Genomic DNA, 24,603 nt, shown 5'->3' with positions numbered 1-24,603 from the left:
ATGACCCAGGAGATGCGCACCGCCACGATCGGCGCCGGCCCGGTCACGCTCGGTACGTCGGGACTCGGTGCGCGCACCGCGCCGGGGTCCGCGGACGAGGAGGCGGCGGTCGAGGTCGCGCTCGACCTGTTCGCCGGCGACCACACCTTCCTGGACACGTCCAACAACTACGCCGGGGGCCGGTCGGAGGCCGTGCTCGGGCTGGCCCTGGCGCGCCTCGGACCGGAGGCGGCCGCCCGTGTCGTGTCGAAGGTCGACCACGAGCCCGGGACGCGGGTGTTCGACCGTGACCGCGTGCTGCGCTCGTTCGACGAGACCACGGCGCGGCTGGGCGTCGACCACCTGCCGCTGCTGCACCTGCACGACCCGTACTCGGTGACGTTCGAGGAGGCGGTCGGCCCCGGTGGCGCGGTGGAGGGGCTCGTCGAGCTGCGCGAGGCGGGGCGGGTGGGGGCGATCGGCGTCGCCGCGGCTCCGGTACCCCTGATGGCCAGGTACGTGCGGACCGGCGTGTTCGACGCCGTGCTGATCCACAACCGGTTCACGCTCGTCGACCAGTCGGCAGCCCCCGTCTTCGCGGAGGCCAAGGAGCGAGGGATGACCGTGTTCAACGCGGCGCCGTTCGGCTCGGGCCTGCTCGCCAAGGGCCCGCACGACGGCGCCGTGTACGACTACCGGCCCGCGGGTGCCGACCTGCTGGCCTGGACGCGACGGCTGCAGGAGACGTGCGCGGCTCACGGGGTGTCCCTGCCGGCCGTGGCGCTGCACTACTCGCTGCGCTCGCCGCTGGTCGACTCGACGGTGGTCGGCGTCGCGTCGCCGGGGCGCCGGGCGCAGCTCGACCGGCTCGTCGCGACCCAGGTCCCGGACGAGCTGTGGGACGCGGTCGACGCGCTCGGGCCGGCGCCGTCGCCGGTGGACGACAGCGCCTACGCCTGACGCCAGGCGTCCGCGGCCTCCGGACCGGTGACGTCAGCCGCCCGCCGGTACGCGCGCACCGATGGTCCGGGCGGCACGGCAGACCTCGCCGGGCAGCGGCGACGTGTGCACGTCCGTCATGGCGCTGGTCGCGCCGCTGAGGCCGAGCGAGCCCAGCGGCCGGTCGGTCACGTCGGTGATGAGCGCGGCGACGGCGGTCGTGCCGAGCTGCCGTTCGTTCACCGAGACCGCAAATCCCTGCTCGTGCGCCGCCGTGAGGTCGGCGCGGACCTCGTCGGCGTCGAGGACCGTGCCGTCGGCCAGGCGGACCGAGGGCGCACCACCCGTCGCCGTCCCGACGGCGGTGGTCAGGTCGTCGGCGGCGAGGAAGGCCTTGCCGGCCGCGCCGGGGTACAGGGGGAGCCGCTCGCCGATGGGCAGGGAGTACTCGGGTCGCCTGCCGCCCTCGTGGCGGTCGATGAGCACGCGGGTGTCCTGGATGCGTACGTACAGCGAGGCCGTCAGGCCGGTGGCGGCGGCGAGCTGTTCGAGCACGGGACGGGCCACGAGCCGCAGGGGACTGGTCGTGGCGAACGCGTGCGCGGTGGACAGTGCCGCGGGGCCGGCCGTGTAGCCGTGGCTGTTCCGGCTGGCGTAACCCTGCTCGACCAGCACGTTGACCAGGCGCTGCGTCGTGGCCAGATGGAATCCCGCGCGCTGCGCCAGGTCGGTCAGCCGCAGCGGCTGCTGGGCCAGCTCGAGGGTCTTCAGCACGGAGAACGCCCGGTGCACCGACCGCATCGGGCTGTTGCTCGTCTCGCTCACGCCGCCTCCTTCGTCGCCGGGACAAGCTATCACTGTGTGAGAGCACCGCTCGCATGGTGGTCACTGATTGACGTCGCTCCGAGCGCTTGCGTAGAAATCTCGCACAGCAAGTGTGGCTATCACACTATGAGAACTAGGAGCGATCAATGAGGCTCGCAGTACTTGGCCTGGGCGAAGCAGGAACCATCTACGCGCAGGGGTTCACCACCGCCGGCGCCGAGGTCGCCGGGTTCGACCCCGGCGACACCGCCACCCCGCCCGGCGTCCGCCGAGCGGGTTCCGTGGCCGACGCCGTGGCCGGCGCCGACCTGGTGATCAGCCTGGTCACCGCCGCGCACGCCGTCGACGTGGCCCGCGAGGCGGCGCCGGCGCTGGCGCCCGAGGCGCTGTACGCCGACCTGAACGCCGCGTCCCCCGAGCTCAAGCACGAGGTGGCGGCGGCGCTGGGCGGGGCGAGCGGGCGCTTCGCCGACGTCGCCGTCATCGGCTCCGTGCCCCAGAACGGGCCGCGGACCTCCCTGCTCGTGTCCGGTCCGGCCACCACGGGCGTCGCGTCGTCCTTCCGCGAGCTCGGCGCCCCCGTCGAGGCGATGGGCGGCGACCCGGGCGACGCCACGCGGCGCAAGATCCTGCGGTCCGTCTTCATGAAGGGCCTCGGCGCCGTGATCACCGAGGCGATCGACGCCGGCGTCGCCGCCGGCGAGGAGGCGTGGGTGCGGGACCAGATCACCGCAGAGCTCGCCGGCGGCCGCGCCGCCGCCGACCGGCTCGACCTCGGCACGCGCAAGCACGCCGTGCGCCGCTCCCACGAGTCCGCGGCCGCGGCCGGGCTGCTGTCCTCCCTGGGGGTCAACCCCGTGGTCACGACGGCGGCCGCGGAGCGTCACCGGTACCTCGGCCAGTTCGCCGGCGAGGCACCCGACCGGCTGGAGGACCTGCTCGCCGGCTACTCCGGCGTGCCCACCGCCGCGATCGGCGACGCCCGGGACCGGCTCGGCGTCGTGGACCCGCGCGTACGGACCATGTGGCCCGGCGCGCACGTCGCCGGCCGGGCGCTGACCGTCCTGTGCCGCCCCGGCGACAACCAGGGCATCCACCAGGCCCTGACCGTCGCGCGTCCCGGTGACGTGCTCGTGGTCGACGGCGGCGGGCACCCCGCCCGCGCCCTGATCGGCGAGCTGATCGCCCACCGGGCGATCAACCGCGGCATCGCCGGGATGATCATCGACGGCGCCGTCCGCGACGTCCCCGCGCTGCAGGAGGCCCGGTTCCCGGTCTGGGCCGTCGGCTCCTCGCCGGCCGGCCCCTACAAGTCCGGCCCGTACCGCATCGGCACGGCGGTCTCGGTCGGCGGAGCGGTGGTCCACCCCGGCGACGTCGTGGTCGCCGACGCCGACGGTGTCATCGTCGTCCCGCTGGCCGAGGCGGCACGTACCCTCGCCGGGGCGCGCGCCGTCCTCGCGGACGAGGCCACCCGCTACCGGACGATCCTCGGCGAACGTCCCGCCTGACCCGCAGTCACCACCCAGCCGTCCTTCCCGCTCCGACGCTGTAGAGGGAGAATCATGCCCATCGGGCTCATCGCACTCGGCGTGTTCATCGCCGTCATCGTCCTCGGCAACGTGGTCCTCAGACGCAACATGGGCGAGGCCATGCTGCTCGGACTGCTCGCCACCGCCCTGTTCGCCGGCGCCGGCGCACCCCAGGCCCTGCTGCACGGCCTGCGCGCCGCCCTCGACGAGGAGGTCCTGTACGCCGCCCTCGCGTTCGTCTTCATGGCCTACGTCGTGGACCGCACCGGACTCATCCAGCGCCTGCTGGAGATCCTCAACTCCGTCTTCGGCAGGTTCCGCGGGGGCCCGGCCCTCGTGGACACCGTCGGGTCCGCGGCCATGGGGGCGCTGTCCGGGTCCAACTCCGGCAACACCGCCACCACCGGTGCGTTCACCGGCCCCTGGATGGTCCGCACCGGGTGGACGCCGGCACGCAGCGCCACCGTGCTGGCCGGCAACGGCGGTCTCGGCGCCGCGATGCCGCCGAGCTCGTCCATGGTCATCATGATCGGGTTCGCCGGGTCGCTGGTCACCACCGGCCAGATCTACCTCGCCCTGCTGGCCGCCGGCCTGTACCAGGTGGTCTGGCGGGCGCTGCTCGTCATGTACTTCGTGCGGCGCGACGGGATCCAGCGCGTGCCCGGCGACCAGATCAAGCCCCTGCGCCAGGCCCTGCACGACGGCGGCAGCGCGATGCTCATCATGTTCGGCGCGCTGATCCCCATCGTCGTCACCATCGGCCCCCTCGCGACCTTCCTGGAGGACGACGCCCGGCTCGGCGCCGCACTCGAGGACGTCTCGCTCCTGACCTGGATCCCGGTGCTCATCACCGCGATCGCCCTGGTCCTCGGGCGCCGGTCCCTGCCCCGGAGCGGTGGCCAGTGGTTCTCGTGGCTCGCGGAGTCCATGCCCCGGTTCTCCAGCATCGGCGCGCTGCTGTTCTTCGCCGTCGCCGCCAGCCAGGTGCTCAGCGAGCTCGGGCTCGAACGCGACATCGACCGCCTCCTCGGCCAGCTGCACCTCAACCCGTACGTGTCCGTGCTGATCGTCGGCGTGCTCATCGCCGTCGTGGCCGGGCCGCTGTCCTCGACCGCCACGCTCACCGCCGTCGGCCAGGTGTCGCTGCTCGCGCTCGTCGCCGTGGGGATCGACCCGGTCCTGGCCGTCACCGCGATCCTCGTCTTCGCCTCCACCGAGGGCGCCTCGCCGCCGGCGTCCGGCTCGATCTTCGTCGCCGCGGGGCTCACCGGGGCCAAGCCCGAGCAGACGTTCCTGCCCCTGATCGTCTACTACATGGTGCCCATCATGCTGATCGGCTGCCTCATCGCCTGGGGTGTCCTGCCCGTGTTCGGCACCTGATGCCCCACCCGTCCCGCACGAGAAACCGGCTCACGAAAGGGCACCCATGACCTCCACGGCAGTCCCCGCCACCCGCGCCCAGGCCTTGTGCCGCAGCGCCTTCGTCGTCACCCTGCTCGTCTTCCTGGCGCTCGCGGCCGCCCTGGTCGCCGTCCAGCTGCTGGGCGTGGTCCTGCTGCGCCCGGACTGGGTGTCCGGCGCGTCGCAGGCGCTGCTCGTCCCCGCGATCACCGCCGGCGTCGTCTTCGGCCTGGTGGGTTTCGTCGGGAGCTACCTGACGCCCGGCGCCGGTGACGACTGACGTCGCGGGGCGTCACTCCCAGCGCCGGTGCCGCGCCAGCGCGGTCCAGACGACGGCCAGGCTGCCCGCGCACACGGCCGCGACCACCGCGAGCGCCGGCGCGTAGGCGATCCCGGGTGCGAGGGCGGCCAGCACCGTGGGCAGCAGGAACCCGGTGTAGGCCAGGGCGTAGTAGACGCCCGTCATGCCGGCCAGGTCCCGCGGGGTGGCCAGCGACTGGGCGATGAGCAGCCCGGACACGACGCACACCCCGTACGAGCCGCCGAGGAGCACCGCCACCGCGAACGCGAGGACGGGCGCGCCGGCCGCCGCCGCGACGGCGGCCAGCACCATGCCGGCGGTCATGCCCGCCAGGCCGACGACGAGCGCGTGCCCGTGGGTCACCCGGTTGAGGAACCCGACGGTGGTCTGGGTGACCGCCCCGGTGCCCAGGGTGACCACGGTGAGGCCCGTGGCGTAGAGGGTCGCCCAGGGCCCCAGGCGGTGCTCGACGACCGCGGGCATGATCGCGTACGCGACGCCCGCGGCGGCGAACACCCACGGCGCGGCCGGCAGGACCAGCACCCGGAACGCGCGCTGCGCGGCGGACGGTAACTGCAGGTCGCGCCACCAGGGCCGGGCCGCCCGCTGTCCTGCCGGCAGGCTCTCGGGTGCCCGGAGCAGCGGCCCGAGCGCGGCGACGCAGAGCGCCACGTGCACCACGTAGGGCGACTGTGCCGGCCAGGGTGCCCACTGGGCGATCGCTCCCGTGACGCCGGCGCCGAGCGCGAACCCCAGCGTGAGGGTGAGCGAGGAGCGCCAGGCGCCCGCCGGGGAACCGGCGTACGGGTCCCACGGCGGCGCGGAGAGCTCCTTGATCCAGCTCGACCCCACGGACATGCCGATGCCGACGCCGATGCCCGCGAGCAGCCGGCCCGCGCAGAGGAGCACGAACGAGTCGAGGCTCGCCGCGAGCAGCATGCTCGCGGCGATGGCGCTGACGAGCCCGGCGACGGCGACCGGCTTGCGGCCGTGCCGGTCGGACACCGCCGCGGCGACCAGCAGGCCCGGGATCAGGCCGAACACGTACATGCCGAGGAGCAGGTTCGCCTGCCACGGCGCATAACCGCCCAGCGTCTCGTACAGGTGCAGCAGCGGCGTGAAGTGGTTGCCGCCCCAGGCCACGACGAACACGGCGGGTGCCGTCAGCAGCCAGGGCCGCCCCGCGGGTCGCGGGCTCACCGGGCCACCTCGTACCCGCTGTGGCCACGGGCGAGGTGCTGCTCGATCAGCCGGGCGAACCCCGCGGGGTCCCGGGCCTCGATCGCCCCCAGGAGTGCGGTGTGCTCGTCGGCGAACTCGTCGAGCCGGCCGGCCGCCGAGGCGACCGCGAGGTGCGTCAGGCGGATCAGCCGGGGGCCGAGCAGCCGCGAGATCTCGGCCACCACGCCGCTGTGCTCGTGATGGATGATCGCGGCGTGGAACGCGTAGTCCAGCACGGCGAACTCCGCCGGCCGGGCGACCGTGGCCCGCTGCCGGTCCAGGATCGCCCGCAGGTGCGTCGCCAGCTCTTCCCGGGATCCGGCCTCGGCGGCGTCGAGCCGCCGTACGACGTCGGCCTCCAGCATCGAGCGGACCGACAGCAGCTCGTCCCGTTCGGTGGCGGTGGGCACCGTGACCATCGCGCCCTTCTTCGGTGCGAGGGCCACCAGGCCCCAGACCTGGAGCGTGAGCAGCGCCTCGCGCACCGGCGTGCGGCTCACGCCGTGCCCGGCCGCGACGTCCACCTCGGTGAGCCAGGTGCCGGGAGCGGTCTCGCCGCTGACGATCCGGTGGGCGAGCTCGCCGGCCAGCCGCTCGGCGATCGACCGGGCCGGGGTGGTCCAGGGCAGGTTGAGGTGCGCGGCCGGATCGAGATGCATGCATCTATGTATACATCATGCGCGGCAGTGCGTGCGCCGACGCCTGGGATCCGGTCCCGCTCAGATCAGCAGCAAGGACTTGCCCACCGTCGCGCGCTCCGCGAGCGCGACGTGCGCGGCGGACGCGTCGGCCAGCGCGTACGTCGCACCGACCGCCGGTCTGATCCGGCCCTGAGCCGCCAGGTCCAGCACCCGCACCAGCAGGGCGCGGACGAGGGCCGGGTCGGGCGTCCCGGCCGCGAGCTCGTTGATCACCTCGACCCGTCGGGACCCGGCCAGGTGCGGATCGACCGTGGTGAACTGCCCGCCCGACGTGCCGTAGGTGACGAACCGGCCACCGTCGGCCACCGTGTCGAAGACGGCGGGCCCGAGCGCGGCACCTGCGCCGTCCAGGGCCAGGTCGACGCCGGTCCCGCCCGTCGCCGCCCGCACCCTCTCCACCCAGCCCGCCTGCGTGTAGTCGACCGCCACCTCGGCTCCGAGCTCACGCGCCAGGTCGAGCTTGCGCTCACCGCGGGCGGCGCCGATGACGCGCAGCCCGGCGTCGTGCAACAGCTGGACCAGCAGGGACCCGGCGCCGCCGGCTGCTGCGGCCACCAGGACCCACGGGGCACGTCCGCCGGCCGCGGGTGCGTGCCGGACCAGCCGCAGCGCGGTGACCCCGTCCGTCATCAGGGCCGCCGCCTCGGCCAGGCCCACTCCCTGCGGCACGGGGACGACGTCGTCCAGGTCGCTCGCGAGCAGCTCCGCGTACCCCGGCCCGTGCGCGACGACGTCGCGGCCCACCCAGGCGGGGTCGACGCCGTCCCCGACGGACGTCACGGTTCCCGCGCCGCCCGTGCCGGGCACGTAGGGCAGCTCCAGCGGGAAGATCTCGCCGCCCCACCCGCCGCGCAGGAGCGTGTCGAGGAAGATGACGTCGGCGGCGGCCAGCCGGACCACCACCTGCCCCGGGCCGGCCACCGGGTCGGGGACCTGCCGCAGCACCAGCACCTCGGGCCCGCCGAACTCCTGTACCTGGATGGCTCGCACCGGCGCTCCTTCGTCCTGGCCCGGCCCGTGCGGCCGGCGTCCAGGTGCGACGCTAGAACCTTTACCTAGGTTGAGGTCAAGGAGCGCTGTCGCACCGGTGCGTCACGCCTGCCGACGCAGCACGGTGTCGATGGCGTGCCGGGCGTGGGCGCGCGCCTCCTCGTACGAGGGCGCGGGCGCGAGCCCGAGCAGGCGCCTGCGGTGCGGCTCGCCGAGCAGGAGGGTGTAGATCGCCTCGGCCGCGCCGGGCGCGTCCGGAGCGCTGTCGTCCGGGCCACCGGCGGTCGTCCGCCGGCGGTCGAGGCTCGCGGCGAGCACCTCGATCGACCGGGCCGGTCCCTGCTCGTAGAACGTGGCCGCGAGCTGCGGATGCTGGCGCGACTCGGCGATGACCAGGCGGTGGAGGGTGACGGCGTCGTCCCCGTGCAGGATGTGCACCATCCGCGTGGCGAGCTGCTCCAGGTCCGCGGTGCCGTGGACGGCGGGCCGCTCGTGCACGTGCAGCCGGTCCACGGCGGCGAAGAACAGCCCGGTCTTGTCCGTGAAGTGGCGGTAGACGGTCCGCTTGGTGGCGCCCACCGCGAGCGCGACCGCCTCGATGGTGGTGCCCGTGAACCCGCGTTCGGCGAACAGGCGGACGGCGGCCTCCAGGATCTCCGTGCGCCGGGCGTCGACGTCCTCGCGGCGGGGGCGGCCGGGGCCGCGCCGTGCCGCCCCGGCGGGGCCGCTCCGTGCTGTCCTGCCGGACGGGTGGGTCGCAGCGGGACCTGTGGCGTCCGTCTCCTCGGGCTCTCTCCTCACGTCAGTAATGATACGTTGCCGTTTCATTGCTTGCTGGCCGATGGACAGGGAGGACGACGGATGGCCGAGGAACGACTTCTTCACGTGGCCTTCAGCGACGACTGGGAGGCGTGCGAGCGGTTCGGTGAGTACGACGTGGCCACGCGCAGCACGCTGTTCGACGACACCGGATTCCTCCACTCCACCACCGCGCAGGGCCTGCCGGCCGTGCTGCGCGACGTCTACGGCGACGCGTCCGAGCCACTCGTCCTCGCTGTGATCGACGAGGCGGCTCTGGCTGCTCAGGGGATCACGGTGCGGTGGGAGGCGGGCGCCGGTCCGGACGGCACGGCCGCGCCGCGCATCGAGGGTGCGCTGCCGATGGACCGCGTCACCGTTCCCGCCGTGCTGCCCGTGCGACGAGGCGCGGACGGATGGGTCGCCCCCGACCTCGGCGGGTGGCACGTACGCAGCACGCCGCCGCCCGGCGTCGCCTAGGACGGGCGGAGCGCGTCGGCCCGCGGCGGCAGGCGGTACTCGTCGCGCTTGCTCGTGCCCACGCCCATCCGCACCATCCCGGACACGAGGCCCACGGCGGCGGCCACCCCGTCGACGACCGGCACCCCGGTGCGCCGGGTCAGGTCGGCGCACAGGTCGGTCATGCCGGCGCAGCCGAGCACCACGGTGTCGGCGCCGTCGAGCACCGCGCGCTCGCAGAGGCGGGCGATGCGCTCGCAGGCGGCCGATCCGGCGTCCTCGAGGTCCAGCACCGGCACGTCGGCGGCGTGCAGGGCGACGCACGCGTCCTGGTAGCCGTAGCGCCGGACCAGGTCCTGCGCGCGGCCCAGGGTGCGCGAGAGGGTGGTGACCACCGCGAACGTGCGGCCGGACAGGGTGGCGACGTGCATCGCGGCCTCGGCGATGCCGACCACCGGCCCGGTGGCCTGCTCGCGGGCGGCGTCGAGACCGGGGTCGCCGAAGCAGGCGACCACGTACCCGTCCGCGGGGCGTTCGCCCGCCTCGCAGGCCGCGACGTCCCGCGCGACCACCAGCGCCGCCCATGCCTCGTCGGTGTGGCTCTCGACGGCGGCCGGGCCGGAGCCCGGCTCGGGGCAGCCGGCGACGACGGCGACGTCGGGGCCCGCCACCTCCCGGGCAGTGGCCGCGATCTTGCCGGTCATCGCCCGGGAGGTGTTGGGGTTGATCAGCCGGATCCGCACGGTCAGGCCGTGGCGCCGTCGGCCACGCCCGCGGTGCCGCCGTCGAACGACGGGACCTGCGGGCTGAGCCGCTCCAGCCACCAGAAGGCGGCGAACCCGAGGGCGCACCCGATGAACCAGGTGAAGTTGCCGATCCAGGAGATGTCGAAGTACCCGAGGTCGGCGATCAGCTTGGGCACCACGCCCAGCAGGACCGTCGGCACACCCGCCAGCACGACGGCCAGGACCCCGTTGCGGTTGTAGCCGTTGGTGTACCAGTAGGCGCCCTCGGGGGACATGGTGAACATGTCGTCGACGAGCACCCGCTGCCGCGCCGCCACGTAGTAGCCGGCGATCAGGATGCCGAACAGGGGACCGATCAGGGCGCCCAGCACACCGAGCGTGTAGTGGATCGCGTCGGCGTCGTCGTACCAGTTCCAGGGCAGCAGGAGCACGGAGCCGACGGCGGCGATCATGCCGCCCATGCGCCAGCTCACCTTCTGCGGGGCCACGTTGGAGAAGTCGAACGCGGGGGAGATGAAGTTGGCGACGATGTTGATGCCGACCGTGGCCGTCACGAACGTGAGGCCGCCGAGCAGGATCGCGAACGGGGTGTCGATGCGCTCCACGGTGTGGATCGGGTCGGTGACGAGCTCGCCGAACACGGGGACCGTGGCGGACGCCGTGATCACCGTGAGGATCGAGAAGAACAGGAAGTTCACCGGCAGGCCCAGCAGGTTGCCGCGCTTGACGGCCTTGAACGAGCGGCCGTAGCGGGCGAAGTCGCCGAAGTTGAGCATGGGGCCGGAGAAGTACGACACGACGATGGCGACGGCCGTGCAGAACACGCCCACAGAGGCCCAGCCGGTGAGCGGTTCGCCCTGCACGAGGCTCAGGCTGATGTTCGACCAGCCGGCCTCCGAGACCAGGTAGACGGCCAGCACGATCATCACGACGTAGACGGCCGGTCCCGCCCAGTCGATGAACCTGCGGATGGTCTCCATCCCGTTCCAGAACAGAGCGGCCTGCGCGAACCAGAGGACCGCGTACGAGATCCAGCCCAGCGCGCTGAGCCCCAGGAAGGTCGGCTCGACGAGGGCCGCGGCGGCGGGGATGAACTTGAGGAACACGATGTTCAGCGACTCGGCGGCGAGGAACGTCTGCACGCCGTACCAGGCCACCGCGATGAGCCCGCGGATGATCGCGGGGATGTTCGCGCCCTTGACGCCGAACACGGCCCGGTTGATCACGGGGTAGGGCACGCCGGTGCTCTGGCTGGGCCGGGCGACCAGGTTGGTGAACACCTGCACGATGACGATGCCGACCACGAGGGCCAGGAGCACCTGCCAGCTCGCGATGCCGAGGGCGAAGAGGCTGCCGGCCGTGACGTAGCCGCCCACGCTGTGCACGTCGGACATCCAGAACGCGAAGATGTTGTACGCCGACCACTTCTGCTCGCGCAGCGGGGCGAGGTCCTCGTTGGCGAGGCGCGGGTCGTACCCGGGCTTGACGTCGCCGGAGCCCACCGGGTGCCCGGCGGCCTCCACGAGGTCGTGCTCACCGGCGGGGGAGTGGTCGGGGTGGTCGGGTGCGGCCGCCGTGGAGGCCGTCACCTCCGTGTTCTCGGTCATGAGCGGCCTTCCGAGGGAGCGGTCTGCGAGGTCCCCATGAAGTTATGGGTTAACGCGAGTGCGCCGGTTTCCCGGGCGTAACCAGGTCGTAAGGCTCATGTTCAGTGATGGCTTCACAGGTGTTTCGGGATGTGTCGGGCACGTGACGCCAGGCGTGTCGCCGGTGTGTCGCGCTGCCGCGGGCGCGGGCCGGGCCCGCGCGCTCGTACGATGCGGCGGTGTCCTCCGAACCGTCGCTGGGTGCCCGGCTGCGCTCCCTGCGTGAAGCCCGAGGTGTGTCGGCGCGCAGCCTCGCCGCGACGCTCGGCATCTCGGCCAGCGCCGTGTCCCAGATCGAGCGGGACGTGATGCGCCCGTCGGTGGTCCGGCTGCTGGCCATCACCGACGCGCTCGGCGTGCCGTTGTCCGACGTCTTCGAGCCGCCGGAGGCCGCCGCCGGACCGCGCGGCGGGGCGGGGGAGCTGGAGCAGGCCGGGATCGCCGTCACCCGGGCCTGGGAGGCGTCACCCGTGACGCTCGACGGCGGGGTCACCTTCCGCAGGCTCTCGCCCCGTCCCATGCCCGGGCTCGACTTCTTCGAGTCCGTGTACCCGCCCGGCGCGACGGCGACGCTCGGCGACTCCGAGCTGTTCCGGCACGAGGGGTACGAGATCGGCAACGTCGTCTCGGGCGAGCTCACGGTCGAGCTGGCTGACGACGTGGTCGTGCTGGCAGCCGGTGACTCGATCAGCTACCCCTGCTCGGTGCCGCACCGGATCCGGAACGCCGGGGTGCGGCCGGCGGTGGCGACCTGGCTGATCGTGCATCCCTAGTCGCGGGGTCAGGCGGCCGGGATGGTCGTCCTGGTCAGCCGCTCGGAGACCTCCCAGACGCGTGCCGCCTCGGTGAGGCTGCGCAGCGGGCGGTACATCCGCTGCTCGGCCGGTGCGCCGCTGGTGTTGCCGAGCCCGCGGGGGCTGTACAGGGCGCCCGGCTTGGCCTGCGGGTCGGTGGCCGCCATGAGCGCGGGCAGCGCCGCGCTCTCGACCGTGCCGGCCAGGACACCGCGGGCGGAGAGCCAGCGGATCATCCGCCGGCCGGGGGTCTCCTGTGCGCGGCCCAGCTCGGGCCGCGCGGCGAGCAGGTTGGTCGGGGCGACGCCGGGGTGGGAGAGGTTGCTGGTGATGCCCCAGCCCTGGGCCCTGCTGCGGCGCTCCAGCTCCAGGCCGAAGAGGCCGAACGCGATCTTGGACTGCCGGTAGGCGTGCATCCCGTCGTACTCGACGTCCCAGTTCAGGTCGTCCCAGTGGATGGAGCCGCTGCGGGCGGCGACGCTGACCTGCGAGGTGATCCGCGCGCCACCGGCGCGCAGGAGCGGCATCAGCTGCGCGACCAGGGCGAAGTGCCCCAGGTGGTTGGTGCCGAACTGGAGCTCGAACCCGTCGGCCGTCCGCTGGTGGTCGGGCGGGGTCATGACGCCCGCGTTGTTGATCAGGAGGTGGATCGGGTCGCCCTCGGCGCGCAGGGTGTCGCCGAGAGCGGCCACGCTCTCCAGCGAGGAGAGGTCGAGGGTACGTGTGGAGACCCGTGCGCCCGGCACGGCTTGCTGGATGGTGGCGATCGCGGCGTCCCCCTTGGCCGGGTTGCGGACGGGGATGACGACCTCCGCTCCGGCGGCGGCGAGACGCCGGGCCATGACCAGGCCCATCCCGTCGCTCGCGCCGGTGACCACGGCCCGTTTGCCGGACAGGTCGGGGATCGTGATGTCGATCGGTGTGCGTGGCATGTGGTTCTCCTTGAGATCGTGCGTACCTCTGACTGTGCGGGATCGCAGGCGCGTTATGCAGGGCCCGTGGATCCCCCTCTGGCGGCTCGTCCCGGCTTGCGGGGCGGGCCGCCTCGTGCGGGCGAGGCTCAGCCGAAGGACACCTCGGCGAGCTGTTCCACCGTGTCCCAGTAACGCGATGCCATGTCACGATCCTGGGCCTGCTCGGGGACGACGGCGAATCCCGGCAGCCCGCTCAGCCCGCGCAGCTGCTTCGGGCCGTAGTAGCCGCCGCCGGTCGCCTGGGGCGAGGTGGCTGCGTACAGGGCGGGGAGGGCGCCGATGGCCGGGTCCTGCCACAGGAACGGCAGGTACTGGAAACGCCGGCCCTCCGGGCTGTCGGCCCCCGGACCGTCCAGGACGAGGTTCGTGCGGCACACCCCGGGATGCACCGCGATGCTCGTGATGCCCCAGCCGCCCGCCTTGCTGCGCCGCTCGCACTCGGATGCCATCAGGAGGGCACCGAGCTTGGTGTCGTCGTACGCGGCCCCGTACTCGTAGTGACGCTCCTTCTGGAGGTCGTCGAGGTCGATCGAGCCGACGCGCGAGCTCGACGTCCAGACGATCCGGGGTTCGGAGCCGTTGCGGAGGATCGGGAGGAGCTGCGCCGACAGGGCGAACGGGCCGCGGGCGTTGGTGGCGAACACCCGCTCGAGACCGTCGGCGGTCTCCTCGCGTTCGATCCGGCCCTGGACGCCCGCGTTGTTGATCAGCAGGTCGAGCCGGTCACCCGCGTCCTCGACCCGGGCGACGAACGCGCTGACCGATGACAGGTCGGTGAGGTCGAGCCGTTCGAACCGCACGGTCGCCCCTGGCGCCGCGGCGCGGATCCGGCGCACCGCCTCCTCGCCCCGCTCGGCATGGCGGGAGGCGATGGTCACGTCCGCACCCGCGACCGCCAGCGCCAGGGCCTCGTGGTAGCCGAGCCCGCTGCGGCCGTCGCGGGGGTAGCCGTTCGCGCCGGTGACCACCACGCGCCGGCCGGCCTGCGACGGCATGTCCGCGGTGGTCCAGTCGGGAAGCTCCGCACCCGGGGCGGTGAGCCGTCCCGCGCCGAAGGAGAGCGCGCCGGCCGCGACGCCGACGGCCGCCATCTGCAGCACGGCGCGGCGCGATGGTCCGCGCCGGTGGCCCGTGCGGTCGTCTCGTCCGCTCCGAGATGGCTGGTCGGGCGGGTCGGTCGGTGGGTGTGACATGTCCTGCTCCTCGTTCGGCGTGCACCGCGGCGCGGTCTGTCGTCGATCGTCGGCAGACCGTCCTCGTGTATCCAGGACCCGCCGATCACAGGCTGGCGAGATGCTGCGGCGGCGTCGGTGCCGACGAGGCGAGCGGCCCGGACGTGGTCGAGGCGCGCCGAACGTCGTCTGGTCGGGCGCAGGCCCTGAGGTGGGGTAGTATTTCCGTCGGCCCCAAGGGGCCGAACCGGTAGCCTTGAGCATGCTCAAGAACACCGCGGGCTGTGGCGCAGCTTGGTAGCGCACTTGACTGGGGGTCAAGGGGTCGCAGGTTCAAATCCTGTCAGCCCGACCGATTCAGGCCTGGAAACTCAAGGGTTTCCAGGCCTGAAGGGTTTCTGAGATTTGAACCGGTCATCAAATACTCATCAAATAGGCCGCCTGGGCGGCCGAATCTTGGCATCCGGGATGCGGGCCGCGCAGAGCGCGCGGGTCGTCTCGGGACGGTGCGGAGCGCAGCGCGCACCTGAGCGTCATGGAGACGCACACATCCCCCGCGGGTGGGCTGGACCCGCTGCTGAGCCTGGACGAGCTGGCCGAGTACCTCGGCATCCCGGTCCGGACGATCTACGACTGGCGCACCGACGGCAAGGGACCGCGCGGCGTCCGTATCGGCAAGCACGTGAAGTTCTTCCACTCCGACGTGCGCGCCTGGCTCGACCAGCAGCGCGAGGCCGCACCCGGTCGTGCCGGGCAGCCTGCGTGGCCGCCCGAGCAGTCCGACTCGGCGGGCACGCAAGCCGAGGGGTGGTGACCGTCCGTGGCTAAGCCTCGTACACCGATCGGCACGTGGGGTGCCATCAACCTCGACCGCACCGACTCCGGCGCGGACAGGGCCCGAACCTGGTTCCGGGACCTGGACGGCCGCCCCCGCCTCGTGCAGGCCTCCGGAGAGACACCGAAGCAGGCCGAGATCGCGCTCAAGGCCAAGCTGGCCCGGCGGATCAGGCGGTCGTCGGGAAGTGTGGAGCTGACGGCGGACAGCCCGTTCACGCGCCTGGTCGAGGTGTGGCTGGAGGACATCGAGCTGGACGATCTGGCGCCCTCGACCCGGGAGCTGTACGAGCGTGACATGCGCACGCTCGTGCTACCGGCTTTCCGGGACATGACGCTGCGCGAGATATCCATCATGAAGGTCGACCGGTTCCTCAAGGAGCAGCAGAAGCTGTCTTACGCCAGGGCCAAGCACGCCAAGGTGGTGCTGAACCTGGCTCTGGGGCTGGCGTTGCGGTACGAGGCGATCGACCGCAACCCGGTGGTTGGGACCAAGCGACTTCGCCGGCCGAAGACGGAGGCCAAGGCTCTGGCCCATGCCCAGGTCGACGCCATCCGGGCCGCTGTGCGTGCGTGGCGGCGAGGAGACCAGAAGGTTCCTGGACCGCCGCCGGACGGACAGCTCGAAGTGATCATCGAGGTGATGCTGGGGTCCTCGCTGCGGATCGGTGAGGTTCTTGCGCTGCGCCGCTGCGATGTCGACCTCACCACCAGCCCGGCCACCGTCCGCAACTCCGGCACGATCATCTCGCCCAAGGGCAAGCCGACCTACCGGCAACCCAGGCCGAAGACCTCGACCTCGGTGCGGCGTATTGCGGTGCCGACCTACACGGCCGAGGCGCTGCGCGGCCAGCTGGCATCTTCGGCCGGCGAGCCGCCGGAGACGCTGTTGTTCCGTTCTCGGAACAAGACACCGCTGACGACGAACAACGTACGACGTCGGCTACGGGACATCCTGAAGGAAGTCGGCATCACCGGCGTCACGCCGCACTCGTTCCGTCGGACGGCGGCTACAACCGTGGATAGGTCCGGTGGGACCGAGATGGCGGCACAGCTCCTTGGGCACACATCCACGGAGATCACGAAGCGGCACTACATCGAGCCGGACGAGAACGTGGATGTCCGCACTGCAGAGATCCTGGAATCTCTCGCACCGGGGAAGTCTCAGAGCCAGGTAGCCGGGCACGAAGGAGGGTTGGCCGGCGCGCGGTAAGACCAAGCCCGCTCTAGGGGCGCCACGTTACCGACAGGCCTGCGGCTCGATGCCGCAGGCCTGTCGCCTCGTCACAGCCCCTGCCACGGGCAGATCAGCGGGATCCGGCGGGGATGGCCGGGCAGAACGAGGGTTCGGTGCCCGGTTCGGTCGGCGGTAAGCGGGCTGGCGTATAGCCCGAACGTCACTCCCCGGTGGGGACCGGGCGCATCAAGCGTCGGAGGCGCCGCCACGGCGGATGGCGGGGAACCGCGCTGGTCGACTGCTGCTCGCCATTTGGTCGACGACTCATGCGAAAGGCAGCTCGGTCGGTATTGCGCAGGTCTCGGGTCGGTGTGGCCAGCTGGCTACCGAGCGCTGCGTTCCGGCGGTCAGATACCTATGGTGTCGGTGGATGGCGGCTCTGCTGGATGTTGGGTGCTTGTTCGCGCGTCTGTGGGTTGCGTCGTGCGCTTCGCGGTCTGGTTCGTGGTCCAGGCTGCCTCGGCTTCCTGGAGCTGGTTGTCGGCGCTCTCGAGGATGGTGCGCCGGGCTGGTGCCGGGTTGGCGCCGCGGTCGTGGCCTAGCTGGACGAGGTGGGTGAGCCTGTCTGTCGGGTCAGTGTGCCGCAGCAGCCCTTCGACCTGGGGTGGGTGCCAGCCAGTCAGGAATGCGGCCGCGGCGGCGGTGGTGGCCAGCACGGGACGTAGGGAGGACGGGGCCGCGCGGAAGGTGCGGACCAGTGCGTCGACGCGCTGACGGTGCTGGGTGCCCTGGATCGCGTGGGCCAGGACGGCGTCGCGCACGATGATGCTCGTGTTGACCAGGTGGGCCAGGGACTGCTGGTGGGGGACGTTGTCGACGCGCCCGCGGGCGAGCTGGTCCAGCGCTGACCGAGCGAGGTCGGCGCAGGTGGCCGGCGAGAGCGAGGCCAGGTGGGTGGCCTTGGCGTGGTCGAGATCGGCGAAGATCGGACCCGGGAGAGGTTTGACCGAGGCGACGAGGTCGTCGCGGCTGGCTGCTGGCTCGGGAGTCCCGAGCAGGGCGATGTCCGGTGGCTGGGCAGGCAGAGCGGTGCTGGGGCCCCAGGTCTCGGTGAGGTTGTCGAGTACTCGCCATGAGCCGTCCTGAACGTGCAGCACGGTGGAACGGGCGTCGAACACCTCGCGTAGCTCGGTGGCCAGGTCGCAGGCCCAGGCGCCGCCGTCGGGGCCGTAACCGACCACGACGGCATGGTCGATGGGGCCGACGTCCTGCAGCGCGTGTGCGAAGCGTCCGGTGAAGCGACCTGGGCCGCCGATCGGGTCCCAGCGCTCTGTGGCGTGAGCGATGGCCGTGCCGTGGGGGTCGAACAAACCGGCCACGACCTGGTCGTCGCTGAGCTGGTGGCCGAGGACGTAGGGCAGCTTGGCGAGGTAGCGCCCGAGCGCTGAGTGGGGGTCGGTGGCCATGTTCTTGCTTCTCTCGCTTAGCGGTATTGGACGTGAAAGGTGTGCGGAGCGGGCCCACCGCACGGTTGCTGGCTCCTGGCGGCTGTTGTGGCCGAGGCTGGTGCGACGTAGCACTCGGTGTGTGTCCCGGGTACCGGTGGCGTGCCGGGCGTTGCTGCCACGCCAGCTGAGCGCGCAGACAAGACCAGCGCCCGGGGGAGGTGGATCCACCTGGTCGTCGGCGACCAGGTGGACGACATCGCCGTTGCCGGCAGTGTTGTTGCGTCTCGTGCTTGTGTGGTGACCGGACCCGAGATGCTCGCTGTGGGGCGGCGTCGCGGGCAGTGATCGCGCAGGCTGCAGCGCCCTGTGTCAGGTCGCAGGCTCCGAGGGGGCGTGTGCCCTGCTACAGGGCGGGCGGCTCCGGCTTGCTTCCGGCGGAGGGCGACCGGTCGCGTGATCGAGCATCGGGCGGGCGGGGCGTGTCGATGGGTGTGGGGCGTTGGTGGGCGTCGAGCTGGAAGTCGATGGCCTCGCGCACGTGCCCGGCAAGGACCATGTCCAGGTCGTCGGTGAAGTCGCCTGTGATCGGCGCGACGGTGGTCAGGTCGGGGTCGATCGGGTCGGGCACGAGGTTGCCGAGCATGGCCCAGCGTTCGGTGGCGTAGCAGTCGTTGATCAGCAGGTCGGGCGCTCCGGGCACGTGCACGGGGACGAGGTCGATGAAGTTGATCCCGTCGGGCTGGTGGCCGGGCTCGCGGCGGCGCAGCAGGACCAGGTCGACGGGACTGTCCTGCAACGGTGCGGCGCGCAGCGCCGAGGCCGGGAGCCGTGCAGCGGCGATCAGGTCCGCTTGGCGGGCGATCGAGCGGCGCGGCTGCGCGTCGGGTCCGTCCAGGAGCTCCCGGTGGGTCAGCGCGACCAGCAGCCCGCCGGGCCGCAGCCAGGACAGGGCTTGGTGGATCAGGGAGTGGTGCAGCGCGGTGATGTCGATCTGGCTGTCGTGGGACAGGGTCCGTGCGTCGCACAGCGGCAGGTTCGTGATCGCCAGGTCCGCGCCGTCCATGTCGGATCGGGTCGCGGGTCGAAGGTTGAGGTCGCGGTGGGGCCACTGGTCGGTCGTGGGCAGGTCGCCGACCAGCACGACCCGGTCGGGCAGGTTGTCGACGTCGTCGATGGTGATGCCGTCGGTGACCCGGGGCTGGTCGGGCGGGGCTCCGGCGAGCAGCTCGGCGTCCGCCCCCGCGACCAGGAACCTGCCGCGCGTGTATCCCAGGGCGTTGAGATGGCCCCACAGGTTGGTCGCGATCGCTTCGTGCGCGGCGTACCCGCTCGCGACGCTGTGGATCTGACGGGCCATCGTGTCCAGGATCGACTCCGTGGTCCCGACCAGCACCGGAATGCTGTTGATCGGGTTGCCGTCGTCGTCTGTCGCACCGGTCATGTGCATGGTCTCCTCCTCGTGGCTGGTGTTCTTGCTGGGGGTTCTCGTGGTCCTGCAGGGTCGTGGCCGTCGCCACGGGGCTCGGGCGCGGCGGTTGTGTTCGGGGGACCGGGATGTCAGAACGGGGGCTCGATCCCGGTGCTGGTGGGCGGCTCGTCGCGAGGAGGTAAGAACCTGAAGGTCACGGCTTGGCTGCGGGGCCGGGGCGGGACGAGGCCGCGGATCTGGAGCTGGGCGCGGATGTGGGCGGTCTCTCGTGCTGCGGCCCGGTAGTCGTCGATGTCTGGGCCGAAGCCTTCCCAGCCGGTGTCGTCCTCGTCGGACACGATCTCTTCTCGGTGCTCACGGCCCATGTCGTCCAGCGCCGTGCCGGTGAACTCGGGTCCATTGCCGCCGGCCTCGATGAGCGGGTACAGGCAGAACGAGGGGCGCGGGTCAGGGTCGTAGGTCCAGCGCTGTGAGTCGTAGACCTTCTGGCTGTAGGTCACGTACTCGGCCCAGACCCGGCGTGCGGTGCGAAGCCGGGATGCGTTCGCTCCCGGGCTCATGCCGGGAATGCCGAGGGTGAGCGCATGCCAGCGTTCGGCGCGCAGGGCTTGGTCGAAGTTCATCGCGGGCATGACCTACCTCCTGTCCGGTCAGGTGCGCGCCAGTCGGCGGTACGGCTGGTGCCTCTGCTGGGCATCACTGCTGGGTCCTGGGCTGGTGGCCGGGCGCTACAAGGTGGGCCCGGCGTAGCCGGTGCCGGGCACGGGCGGCGCGTCCTGCTGTGGTGCCCGCTGGGGTGTGCCGGCCGCCGGGGTGCGTTGCTGGGCGTAGAGGCGGTCGTCGATGGCGATGTCGGTGTGCGTGGCCAGTGCCTGGGACAGGAGCCGCCCGAAGTCGCCGCCGATGGGGGCGACCGTCGTGGTCTCGGAGTCGATCGGGTCGGGCACGATGTTGCCCAGCACGGCCCACGGCGCGGTGGCGTAGCAGTCGTTGATGAGCATGTCCGGGGCGTCGTGGACGTGCACCAGGCTGCGGTCGATGAAGTCCAGGCCGGCGGGCGGCTGGCCGGGTTCGCGGCGGCGCAGCAGCAGCAGGTCCACGGGGCTGTCCAGCAGAGGTGCCCGGCGCAGCGCAGCGGCAGGCAGGCGCACGGCCCCGACCAGGTCGGCGTGGCCGGCGATCGAACGGCGCGGCTGGGTGGCAACTCCTTCGAGGAGCTGGTGGTGGGCGGTGGTGACCAGGAGCCCACCGGGCCGTAGCCAGGCCAGGACGTCGCCGATGATCGCGCTGTGCTCCGCAGCGAGGCGGTTCCTGGTGGAGCGGGTCAGGGCCCGTGTGTCGGCCAGAGGAAGGTCGGCCAGGGCGAGGTCGGCGGTACCGGCCTCACGCGTGCCCATGGGCCGTAGCCGCAGCCCGTGGCGCGGCAACAGGCCGGCGGAGGGCATGCGAGCGGTCAGGAAGAGGCCGTCTTCATAACCGTCGATGGTGTCGGCAGGCCGGGGCCCGTCGGGCGATGCGCCGGCCAGAAGGTCGGCGTCTGCTCCGACGGCGAGCAACGTCCCGGTCGTGTACTCCAGGGCCCGCAGGTGCGGCCACAACTGGGCCGCGATGTTCTGGTACGCGACGGCTGCTGACGTGCTGTCGTAGTTCTGCTGGGCGAGCATCTCCAGGGCCGTGGCCTGGTCGGTCTGGACGAGCTCGATGCGGGATTCGTCGGACTCCATGACAGGGCCTTCCTCATCGTCGGTGCTGGGTTGCTGGTGGGTGGGTTGCTGATGGGTGGAACGGTCGATGAGCGGTCCAGATGGCGGTCACAGAGACAGGTCGGGTGGCTCGGGGTGTGGGTGGCTGGGTCCGTGCCGGGGTGTGGCCGGCCGGTGTCCGGTCGCATGGTCGGTGGCGGTGCTGGTGGGGCGGTGCAGGGCGGCGATCTGGCCGAACACGGCGGCGAGGCGGCCTGGCCAGGTGCCCTTGGGGTCGTGGACGGTCAGCTGTTGCATCCCCCAGCGGTCGGTTGACACCTCCCGGGCGCCCAGGACGCGGTCGGGGTAGGTGGTGAAGTGGGTGCTCTCGTGCATCCCGTTCGCCGGTGACCAGTCCACGCGGGGGAATTGCAGGTTCCGGGCGGGCAGCGGGGTGTTGCGGCGGCGTAGGACCAGGACATCGACGGGTGCGTCGCAGGCCGGCGTGGTGCGCAGGACATGAGAGGGCAGGCGGACCGCGCCGAGGAAGTCGGCCGTGCGGGCCAGGCGTGCCCAGTGGGACGGGTCAGGAAAGTCCAGCACCGTGTGGTTGGCCAGGAACACGGCGTGCCCACCGGCGGCGAGCGCGTCCAGCGCTTCGGTGGCCAAGGCATGGAAGTTGTTCAGCCGCGCGATGCGGCCATCGCGGCTGCGCAGGTGGACGTCGCTGTACGGCATCGACACCAGCGCGACGTCAAACGGGCGCGTCATGCCCAGGTCCAGTGGGAACCGTGCGAACGGGACCGCGTCACGGTCGCCTTCCGGCCGGCCCCCGGGCAGAGGGCCTTGCCACCGGTCCTGGACCGGCAGCCCTTCTTCGTCGCGGGCCTGGTGCCGGTTCGGGTCGCCCGTGAGCAGTGCCTGCGGGTACACGCCGAATGCCAGCGCCCGCGCCCGGACCGGGGCGCCCAGGCCTCGCAGCAGGTTACCGAGCATCGGTGCGAGCTGGGCGTGCGCGTCGGCGGCGTCCGTGTGGGCGTGGATGTCCAGCGCGGAGATGTCTGCCTTCACTCGGGAGGCCTGCGCGTTGACGGTCATGACCTGTCCCTCTCATCCGTGCCGGGCCCCTCGGCGACCGGCTCGTCCACCACGGGCTCACCTGTTGGGGGCTGACCTGGTGCGGGCTCACCCGTGGTCGGGCCGGTGGACGGCACGTCCGGAGCGGGCTCCTCGGGGTCGGGTGTGGGTAGGAGCCAGGCCTGGCGCAGCCGGTTGACCCGCTCGGCGCGGACCTGCTCGACCTCGGCCTGCGCCTGTTCCTCGACCCGGCGGCGCCGGGCGAGATCGTCGGCGACAAAGTCGGCGAAGTCGGCGGCACGGTCGGTCACCGGGGCTGGGGTGGGGCTGGGGGCGGGGTTCTCGCCGGGCCAGGTCGTGCGCCGGGTGGGGCGGTCCTCGGTCAGGGTGGTGCCGCACCGTTGGACCCAGTCCCGTAGCCGGCGGCGGGTGTCGGACAGGTCCCGCAGCCACATCAGCGGGGACCCCGGGTGGGCGTCCTCGGCGTGACCCGCGAGCCAGGAGGTGCGCAGCGCGGACAGCTCCCAGACCAGCTCGGGGTGCCGGTGCCACATCGGGGGCAGTTCCTGCGGGGTCAGGCCGAAGTCGTCGCGCAGCCAGTACACGAATGCGTCCAGCTGCCACCACTCCTGCTCGGCCCGGTCCGCGTCCAGGGTGTTCCAGTTGATCGGGACCACCGGTTCGGGCTCGGCCGGGAGCAGCAGGTCGGTGGGCGGGCTCACCCCGAGGTTCGCCCCGACCAGGCCACCGGCAGCTGCATCGTCCCCAGGCTGGCTTGCTCCGCCGCTGACCTCGCCCAGGGTGTCGTCCAGGCCGGGAGCGTCCGGCAGCGGGTCGCCGGGACGCCAGCCCAGCAGCCGAAGCAGCGACTCCTGTGCGGTGCCGCCCAGCTCGGCCTGCACCGCGTGGAGCTCCTGCGCGTCCCAGGTTCGCTCCGGTCGTCCGGCCGGCCCGGGGGAGCGTTCCTCGCCACCGGTTCCGAGACCGTCCAGACCGCGGTCGTCGTGCCGGGATGAGCCGCCGGGGCTGGCCCCCGTGCTGGCGGCGTCGGGCTCAGGGGTGTGTTCGGGGCTGGTCATGACGCCTGCCCCGAGCTGGCCCGCACCGCGGGCGTTCCCGAGCCGGCTGGTGCGGAAGGGGCTGTTGGGCGCAGCGGGCGTCGGGTGCGGGAGACCTTGTACCGGGTGCGGGCCGCGTCGTGCCCCAGGCGCCGAGCCACGAACTCCTCGCCCTGCACCGTCTGGCCGTCGCGGGTCAGGTCGAAGGTGTTGACGTGACCGGAGGCGATGAACGCGTCACCAGGCCGGAACCGTGTCCGTGTCCGCTGGGTCGACTCCTGGAACACGACCAGGTCGCACGTGACCGGCTCACCGGGCGTGAACGTCTCGCCCTCGCGCCGCCACTGCTGGGCGCGCACGCGGGCACGCAGAACTGGGATGCCGTTGCGGGTGGTGCCGGGTCGTAGCCCGGTCAGGAACACGCCCTCCAGGCTCTGCCGGATGGGGATCGTCACGATTGGCTCCCTGCCTCGCGATGTAGGGCACCCTGGGGGTGTCCTTGGGTCAGTGGTCAGGTGCACACCGAGCACCGCCCACTACCGAGCACCGCCCGCCACCAAGCGCTGTCCGGCGCGGAGCGCCGTTCGCCGTCGAGCTCGTCCAGGCGTCGAGCACCGGATGAGCGGTGTGCCTGCGCGCCACAAACCCCCGCGCGTATCATCGAACGCATGTTCGATTCGGGTGGGGTGTCGGCGCTGGAGGCGGCGCGCCATGCCCTGCGCTCGGCGGAACGGCGCGTCGGGGTGCGTCACCGGTCCGAGGTGCTCGCGCCGGTGCCGTCGCACCCGGAACCAGTGACCGGGCTGCTGCCCGGGGGCGTCCTGCCGGCCGGGGCCGCGGCGGTGGTCAGCGACTCGGCCGGGCTGCTGGGCCGGCTGCTGGGTGCGGCGCAGCAGGACGGGTGGCTGGCGGTGGTGGGCTGGCCGGCCCTGGGCATGGTCGCGCTGGCCGAGGCCGGGGTCGACCTGGAGCGCACGTTCCTGGTCCCGGACGCCGGCGGCCAGCCCGCCCAGATCCTGGCGGCTCTGCTGGACGGCATGGACGTCGTCGTGGTCGGCCCGGGTGCCCGGGTGACCGGGGCCGAGCAGCGTCGGCTGCTGGCCCGGGCGCGCCAGCACGGCAGCACCATCCTCAGCACCAAGGGCTGGCAGGGTGCGGCCCTGCACCTGCAGGTCGAGCACACCAGCGCCGGCGGTCTGGACAGGGGTGCCGGGTACCTGCGCGAGATGCGGTGGTCGGTCGTGCGCAGCTCGGCCGCGGACGGGCCCGGGCGCCGGTTCACCGTCGACCTCGACCGCGGCAACACCATCACCGTCCATGCAGCCACGGTCCGGGCCGGCACAGGGCGGGACGGCACAGCGCGGGTCGGCACGGGGCGGGTCGGGGTCTCTGGGGTGCGGGCGTCGGCCGGGTAACGCCC

Annotated in this window: 25 protein-coding genes and 1 tRNA gene; 10 read left to right on the top strand and 16 right to left on the bottom strand. The window is 72.5% G+C overall.

The genetic code is table 11. The features are described from left to right. Positions 1-939, top strand: a complete 939-nt coding sequence (locus tag ACIG47_RS19535) for an aldo/keto reductase (RefSeq protein ID WP_397432750.1) — start codon at positions 1-3, stop codon at positions 937-939. Positions 940-972: 33 nt separating this feature from the next. Here ACIG47_RS19535 and ACIG47_RS19530 read toward each other — a convergent pair whose 3' ends face one another. Further along, entirely contained in the window at positions 973-1,743 is a 771-nt protein-coding gene (locus tag ACIG47_RS19530) for an IclR family transcriptional regulator (RefSeq protein WP_397432749.1), read from the bottom strand. Positions 1,744-1,889: 146 nt separating this feature from the next. Between ACIG47_RS19530 and ACIG47_RS19525 the strand changes: the two genes are divergently transcribed. The 3 genes from ACIG47_RS19525 to ACIG47_RS19515 are packed head-to-tail and all read left to right on the top strand — an operon-like array spanning position 1,890 to position 4,956. Further along, positions 1,890-3,254, top strand: coding sequence for an NAD(P)-binding domain-containing protein (locus tag ACIG47_RS19525; protein ID WP_397432748.1), 1,365 nt, complete (start codon positions 1,890-1,892; stop codon positions 3,252-3,254). A gap of 54 nt (positions 3,255-3,308) precedes the next feature. Beyond that, positions 3,309-4,655: a TRAP transporter large permease subunit gene (locus ACIG47_RS19520; protein ID WP_397432746.1), complete on the top strand. Its 1,347-nt coding sequence runs from the start codon at positions 3,309-3,311 to the stop codon at positions 4,653-4,655. A 46-nt stretch (positions 4,656-4,701) separates the two neighbouring features. Beyond that, positions 4,702-4,956: a hypothetical protein gene (locus tag ACIG47_RS19515; protein ID WP_397432745.1), complete on the top strand. Its 255-nt coding sequence runs from the start codon at positions 4,702-4,704 to the stop codon at positions 4,954-4,956. A gap of 12 nt (positions 4,957-4,968) precedes the next feature. Here ACIG47_RS19515 and ACIG47_RS19510 read toward each other — a convergent pair whose 3' ends face one another. The 4 genes from ACIG47_RS19510 to ACIG47_RS19495 all read right to left on the bottom strand — a co-directional run bounded on the left by ACIG47_RS19510 (position 4,969) and on the right by ACIG47_RS19495 (position 8,690). Then, positions 4,969-6,177, bottom strand: coding sequence for an MFS transporter (locus ACIG47_RS19510; protein WP_397432744.1), 1,209 nt, complete (start codon positions 6,175-6,177; stop codon positions 4,969-4,971). Further along, positions 6,174-6,857, bottom strand: a complete 684-nt coding sequence (locus ACIG47_RS19505) for a GntR family transcriptional regulator (protein ID WP_397432743.1) — start codon at positions 6,855-6,857, stop codon at positions 6,174-6,176. The genes ACIG47_RS19510 and ACIG47_RS19505 overlap by 4 nt, the downstream gene beginning before the upstream one ends. A gap of 60 nt (positions 6,858-6,917) precedes the next feature. Then, positions 6,918-7,889, bottom strand: coding sequence for a zinc-binding dehydrogenase (locus tag ACIG47_RS19500; RefSeq protein ID WP_397432742.1), 972 nt, complete (start codon positions 7,887-7,889; stop codon positions 6,918-6,920). A 102-nt stretch (positions 7,890-7,991) separates the two neighbouring features. Then, entirely contained in the window at positions 7,992-8,690 is a 699-nt protein-coding gene (locus ACIG47_RS19495) for a TetR/AcrR family transcriptional regulator (protein ID WP_397432741.1), read from the bottom strand. A 60-nt stretch (positions 8,691-8,750) separates the two neighbouring features. On the opposite strand from ACIG47_RS19495, the gene ACIG47_RS19490 reads away from it, so the two are divergent. Next, positions 8,751-9,167, top strand: a complete 417-nt coding sequence (locus ACIG47_RS19490) for a DUF952 domain-containing protein (RefSeq protein WP_397432740.1) — start codon at positions 8,751-8,753, stop codon at positions 9,165-9,167. Here ACIG47_RS19490 and ACIG47_RS19485 read toward each other — a convergent pair. Continuing rightward, complete coding sequence (locus ACIG47_RS19485; RefSeq protein ID WP_397432739.1) at positions 9,164-9,889, bottom strand: aspartate/glutamate racemase family protein; 726 nt, start codon at positions 9,887-9,889, stop codon at positions 9,164-9,166. The genes ACIG47_RS19490 and ACIG47_RS19485 overlap by 4 nt on opposite strands. A 2-nt stretch (positions 9,890-9,891) precedes the next feature. Beyond that, on the bottom strand, positions 9,892-11,499 hold the full coding sequence (locus tag ACIG47_RS19480; RefSeq protein WP_397432738.1) for an NCS1 family nucleobase:cation symporter-1: 1,608 nt from the start codon (positions 11,497-11,499) through the stop codon (positions 9,892-9,894). Positions 11,500-11,717: 218 nt separating this feature from the next. On the opposite strand from ACIG47_RS19480, the gene ACIG47_RS19475 reads away from it, so the two are divergent. After that, entirely contained in the window at positions 11,718-12,311 is a 594-nt protein-coding gene (locus tag ACIG47_RS19475; protein ID WP_397432736.1) for a helix-turn-helix domain-containing protein, read from the top strand. A gap of 8 nt (positions 12,312-12,319) precedes the next feature. Here ACIG47_RS19475 and ACIG47_RS19470 read toward each other — a convergent pair whose 3' ends face one another. Next, on the bottom strand, positions 12,320-13,264 hold the full coding sequence (locus ACIG47_RS19470) for an SDR family oxidoreductase (RefSeq protein WP_397432735.1): 945 nt from the start codon (positions 13,262-13,264) through the stop codon (positions 12,320-12,322). A 128-nt stretch (positions 13,265-13,392) separates the two neighbouring features. Next, entirely contained in the window at positions 13,393-14,499 is a 1,107-nt protein-coding gene (locus ACIG47_RS19465) for an SDR family NAD(P)-dependent oxidoreductase (RefSeq protein WP_397432734.1), read from the bottom strand. A 257-nt stretch (positions 14,500-14,756) separates the two neighbouring features. On the opposite strand from ACIG47_RS19465, the gene ACIG47_RS19460 reads away from it, so the two are divergent. The 3 genes from ACIG47_RS19460 to xerC all read left to right on the top strand — a co-directional run bounded on the left by ACIG47_RS19460 (position 14,757) and on the right by xerC (position 16,525). Continuing rightward, a tRNA-Pro gene (locus ACIG47_RS19460) sits at positions 14,757-14,830 on the top strand. Positions 14,831-15,013: 183 nt separating this feature from the next. After that, complete coding sequence (locus tag ACIG47_RS19455; protein ID WP_397432732.1) at positions 15,014-15,292, top strand: helix-turn-helix transcriptional regulator; 279 nt, start codon at positions 15,014-15,016, stop codon at positions 15,290-15,292. A gap of 6 nt (positions 15,293-15,298) precedes the next feature. Further along, positions 15,299-16,525 (top strand): tyrosine recombinase XerC, encoded by a 1,227-nt coding sequence (gene xerC, locus ACIG47_RS19450; RefSeq protein ID WP_397432730.1) that lies wholly within the window; start codon positions 15,299-15,301, stop codon positions 16,523-16,525. Positions 16,526-16,896: 371 nt separating this feature from the next. Here xerC and ACIG47_RS19445 read toward each other — a convergent pair whose 3' ends face one another. The 7 genes from ACIG47_RS19445 to ACIG47_RS19415 form a co-directional block, all read right to left on the bottom strand. Continuing rightward, positions 16,897-17,955 (bottom strand): hypothetical protein, encoded by a 1,059-nt coding sequence (locus ACIG47_RS19445; protein WP_397432729.1) that lies wholly within the window; start codon positions 17,953-17,955, stop codon positions 16,897-16,899. A gap of 385 nt (positions 17,956-18,340) precedes the next feature. Then, the gene (locus tag ACIG47_RS19440) at positions 18,341-19,378 is read right to left on the bottom strand and encodes a hypothetical protein (protein WP_397432728.1); all 1,038 of its coding nucleotides are present in this window, start codon (positions 19,376-19,378) and stop codon (positions 18,341-18,343) included. A gap of 116 nt (positions 19,379-19,494) precedes the next feature. Beyond that, a complete protein-coding gene (locus tag ACIG47_RS19435) occupies positions 19,495-19,998 on the bottom strand; it encodes a hypothetical protein (protein ID WP_397432727.1) in 504 nt (167 codons plus the stop codon). 96 nt (positions 19,999-20,094) lie between these two features. Continuing rightward, positions 20,095-21,090 carry a hypothetical protein gene (locus ACIG47_RS19430; protein WP_397432725.1) on the bottom strand — a complete coding sequence of 332 codons (996 nt, stop codon included), beginning with the start codon at positions 21,088-21,090 and terminating at the stop codon, positions 20,095-20,097. Between the two features lie 87 nt (positions 21,091-21,177). Next, positions 21,178-22,146: a hypothetical protein gene (locus ACIG47_RS19425; RefSeq protein WP_397432724.1), complete on the bottom strand. Its 969-nt coding sequence runs from the start codon at positions 22,144-22,146 to the stop codon at positions 21,178-21,180. Continuing rightward, entirely contained in the window at positions 22,143-23,204 is a 1,062-nt protein-coding gene (locus ACIG47_RS19420) for a hypothetical protein (protein WP_397432722.1), read from the bottom strand. Before ACIG47_RS19420 ends, ACIG47_RS19425 begins: the two co-directional genes overlap by 4 nt. Continuing rightward, a complete protein-coding gene (locus tag ACIG47_RS19415; RefSeq protein ID WP_397432720.1) occupies positions 23,201-23,638 on the bottom strand; it encodes a single-stranded DNA-binding protein in 438 nt (145 codons plus the stop codon). Before ACIG47_RS19415 ends, ACIG47_RS19420 begins: the two co-directional genes overlap by 4 nt. A gap of 213 nt (positions 23,639-23,851) precedes the next feature. On the opposite strand from ACIG47_RS19415, the gene ACIG47_RS19410 reads away from it, so the two are divergent. Then, on the top strand, positions 23,852-24,598 hold the full coding sequence (locus ACIG47_RS19410) for a hypothetical protein (RefSeq protein WP_397432719.1): 747 nt from the start codon (positions 23,852-23,854) through the stop codon (positions 24,596-24,598). Positions 24,599-24,603 lie beyond the last annotated feature (5 nt).

Source organism: Promicromonospora sp. NPDC052451, assembly GCF_044547525.1.
Lineage (GTDB): Bacteria > Actinomycetota > Actinomycetes > Actinomycetales > Cellulomonadaceae > Promicromonospora.
Note: the sequence above shows the minus strand (reverse complement) of the source record. Positions and strands in the feature narration are given on the sequence as shown.

Bases quoted from the DNA above. Each gene is read 5' to 3' on its own strand.
- ACIG47_RS19535 (WP_397432750.1), top strand. From the start codon at position 1: ATGACCCAGGAGATGCGCACCGCCACGATCGGCGCCGGCCCGGTCACG.
- ACIG47_RS19525 (WP_397432748.1), top strand. From the start codon at position 1,890: ATGAGGCTCGCAGTACTTGGCCTGGGCGAAGCAGGAACCATCTACGCG.
- ACIG47_RS19520 (WP_397432746.1), top strand. From the start codon at position 3,309: ATGCCCATCGGGCTCATCGCACTCGGCGTGTTCATCGCCGTCATCGTC.
- ACIG47_RS19515 (WP_397432745.1), top strand. From the start codon at position 4,702: ATGACCTCCACGGCAGTCCCCGCCACCCGCGCCCAGGCCTTGTGCCGC.
- ACIG47_RS19505 (WP_397432743.1), bottom strand. From the start codon at position 6,857: ATGCATCTCGATCCGGCCGCGCACCTCAACCTGCCCTGGACCACCCCG.
- ACIG47_RS19490 (WP_397432740.1), top strand. From the start codon at position 8,751: ATGGCCGAGGAACGACTTCTTCACGTGGCCTTCAGCGACGACTGGGAG.
- ACIG47_RS19480 (WP_397432738.1), bottom strand. From the start codon at position 11,499: ATGACCGAGAACACGGAGGTGACGGCCTCCACGGCGGCCGCACCCGAC.
- ACIG47_RS19470 (WP_397432735.1), bottom strand. From the start codon at position 13,264: ATGCCACGCACACCGATCGACATCACGATCCCCGACCTGTCCGGCAAA.
- ACIG47_RS19465 (WP_397432734.1), bottom strand. From the start codon at position 14,499: ATGTCACACCCACCGACCGACCCGCCCGACCAGCCATCTCGGAGCGGA.
- ACIG47_RS19455 (WP_397432732.1), top strand. From the start codon at position 15,014: ATGGAGACGCACACATCCCCCGCGGGTGGGCTGGACCCGCTGCTGAGC.
- ACIG47_RS19445 (WP_397432729.1), bottom strand. From the start codon at position 17,955: ATGGCCACCGACCCCCACTCAGCGCTCGGGCGCTACCTCGCCAAGCTG.
- ACIG47_RS19440 (WP_397432728.1), bottom strand. From the start codon at position 19,378: ATGACCGGTGCGACAGACGACGACGGCAACCCGATCAACAGCATTCCG.
- ACIG47_RS19435 (WP_397432727.1), bottom strand. From the start codon at position 19,998: ATGCCCGCGATGAACTTCGACCAAGCCCTGCGCGCCGAACGCTGGCAT.
- ACIG47_RS19430 (WP_397432725.1), bottom strand. From the start codon at position 21,090: ATGGAGTCCGACGAATCCCGCATCGAGCTCGTCCAGACCGACCAGGCC.
- ACIG47_RS19425 (WP_397432724.1), bottom strand. From the start codon at position 22,146: ATGACCGTCAACGCGCAGGCCTCCCGAGTGAAGGCAGACATCTCCGCG.
- ACIG47_RS19420 (WP_397432722.1), bottom strand. From the start codon at position 23,204: ATGACCAGCCCCGAACACACCCCTGAGCCCGACGCCGCCAGCACGGGG.
- ACIG47_RS19410 (WP_397432719.1), top strand. From the start codon at position 23,852: ATGTTCGATTCGGGTGGGGTGTCGGCGCTGGAGGCGGCGCGCCATGCC.